Genomic DNA, 1,912 nt, shown 5'->3' with positions numbered 1-1,912 from the left:
TCAGCCGGGGTTGTCGGACTCCTCGGCGGTCTCCGGCATGCAGGGGCCGGCGCTGCCGGTCGTGTCTGCGGATTCTCTGCTGCCGGTTGTGGTGTCGGGGGGTAGCAGGGCGGCGTTGCAGGGGCAGGCGCAGCGGTTGGCGGATTGGTTGGAGGGTGCGGGTCGGGACGTGCCGTTGCCGGATGTGGCCAGGACCCTCGTGTTGTCTCGGGCGGGGTTGGATCACCGGTTGGTGGTGGTGGGTGAGGATCGTGGGTCGGTGGTGGAGGGGTTGCGGGTGGGGTCGGGGGTGTTTGGTTCGGTGTCGTCGGGTGGTGTGGCGGCGGTGTTTACGGGTCAGGGTGCGCAGTGGGTGGGTATGGGTCGGGAGTTGGCGGAGGGGTTCCCGGTTTTTGCTGAGGTGTTCGGGCGGGTGTGTGCGGGGTTTGATGGTTTGTTGCCGGGGGGTTTGGCTGGGGTTGTGGCTGGTGGTGTGGTGGGTGGGTTGGGTTTGGATGACACGGTGTTCACGCAGCCGGCGTTGTTTGCTGTGGAGGTGGCGTTGTTTCGGTTGTTGGAGTCGTTTGGGGTGCGGGTTGATGTGGTGGTTGGTCATTCGGTGGGGGAGTTGGCGGCTGTTCATGTCGCGGGGTTGTTGGATTTGGAGGATGCGTGTCGGTTGGTCGCGGCTCGGGCTGGGTTGATGCAGGGGTTGGGTGCTGGTGGTGGGATGGTCGCTGTCGAGGCGGCGGAGGTTGACGCGGTTGAGTTGGCGCAGTTGATGGGTGTTGATGTGGCGGCGGTGAACGGGCCGGAGTCGGTGGTGTTGTCTGGTCCTTCGGCGGCGGTGGATCGGGTGGTGGTCGAGTGTGGGGTGCGGGGTTGGCGGTCGCGGCGTCTGGTGGTCAGTCACGCGTTTCATTCGCGGTTGATGGAGCCGATGCTGGCGGAGTTTGCTGAGGTTGCGGAGTCGGTGCGGTGGCGTGAGCCGGAGTTGACGGTGGTGTCGGGGGTGACCGGTCGGCCGGAGTCGGGGCAGGTGTTGGGGTGTGCGGATTATTGGGTGCGGCATGCCCGGCAGGCGGTGCGGTTCGCTGATTGTGTCGGCTGGTTGCGGGACAATGGTGTGTCCACGGTGGTGGAGGTGGGGCCGGATGCTGTTCTGACGGCGATGATCGGTGAGGCCGTGGCGGCGGTTCCGGTGATGCGTCGTGGTCGTGATCAGGTGCGGATGTTGTTGTCGGGTGTGGGCGGGTTGTGGACTCGTGGGGTGCCGGTCGACTGGCCTGTGTTGTTGGGCCGGTCGGGGCGGCTGGTCGATCTGCCGACGTATGCGTTCCAGCACCGCCGTTACTGGTTGCGTCCGGGTGGCGGGGGGCTGCGGTGGGAGGTGGCCAGGGTCGCTGACGGGCCGACGGTCGTGTCGGGCCGGTTGTCATCTGATCGGCTGTCCTGGCTGCGTCAGCATGCTGTCGCGGGTGTGGTGATCGTGCCGGCGACCGCGTTCATCGACTGGCTTATCCAGGTCGGGGATCAGGTCGGCGCTGACCATATCGCCGAGTTGACGATCCTCGCCCCGCTACCGGCCGATCACGACCGTGACCTACAGATCGTGGTCACACCCACCGGGGATGGTGGCGGGCATACCGCTCGGGTGTACAGCCGTCCCGACCAGGATGCCGACTGGACCCTGCACGCCGAGGCCATGCTCACCCACAACCCCGGGCAGACCGGCCGGCCCCAGTACGGGGCCTGGCCACCCGCAGACGCCGAACCAGTACCGGTCGACGACTTCTACACCACCGCCGACGCGGCGGGATACACCTACGGACCCGCTTTCCGAAACCTACGCAACACCTGGCGCCACCACGACACCCTCTACGCCGACATCACCCTCCACCACAACACCAGCGACACCCTCCACCACAACACC

At 66.6% G+C, this 1,912-nt stretch carries 1 protein-coding gene; it reads left to right on the top strand.

Annotated features, from left to right (window positions below; genetic code table 11):
* Positions 1–37 precede the first annotated feature (37 nt).
* A partial coding sequence (locus tag AAH979_RS42815; RefSeq protein WP_346263838.1) for a type I polyketide synthase occupies positions 38–1,912 on the top strand: 1,875 nt, incomplete at its 3' end.

It is taken from the genome of Plantactinospora sp. ZYX-F-223 (genome assembly GCF_039649625.1).
Taxonomy (GTDB): Bacteria; Actinomycetota; Actinomycetes; order Mycobacteriales; family Micromonosporaceae; genus Plantactinospora.
Note: the sequence above shows the minus strand (reverse complement) of the source record. Positions and strands in the feature narration are given on the sequence as shown.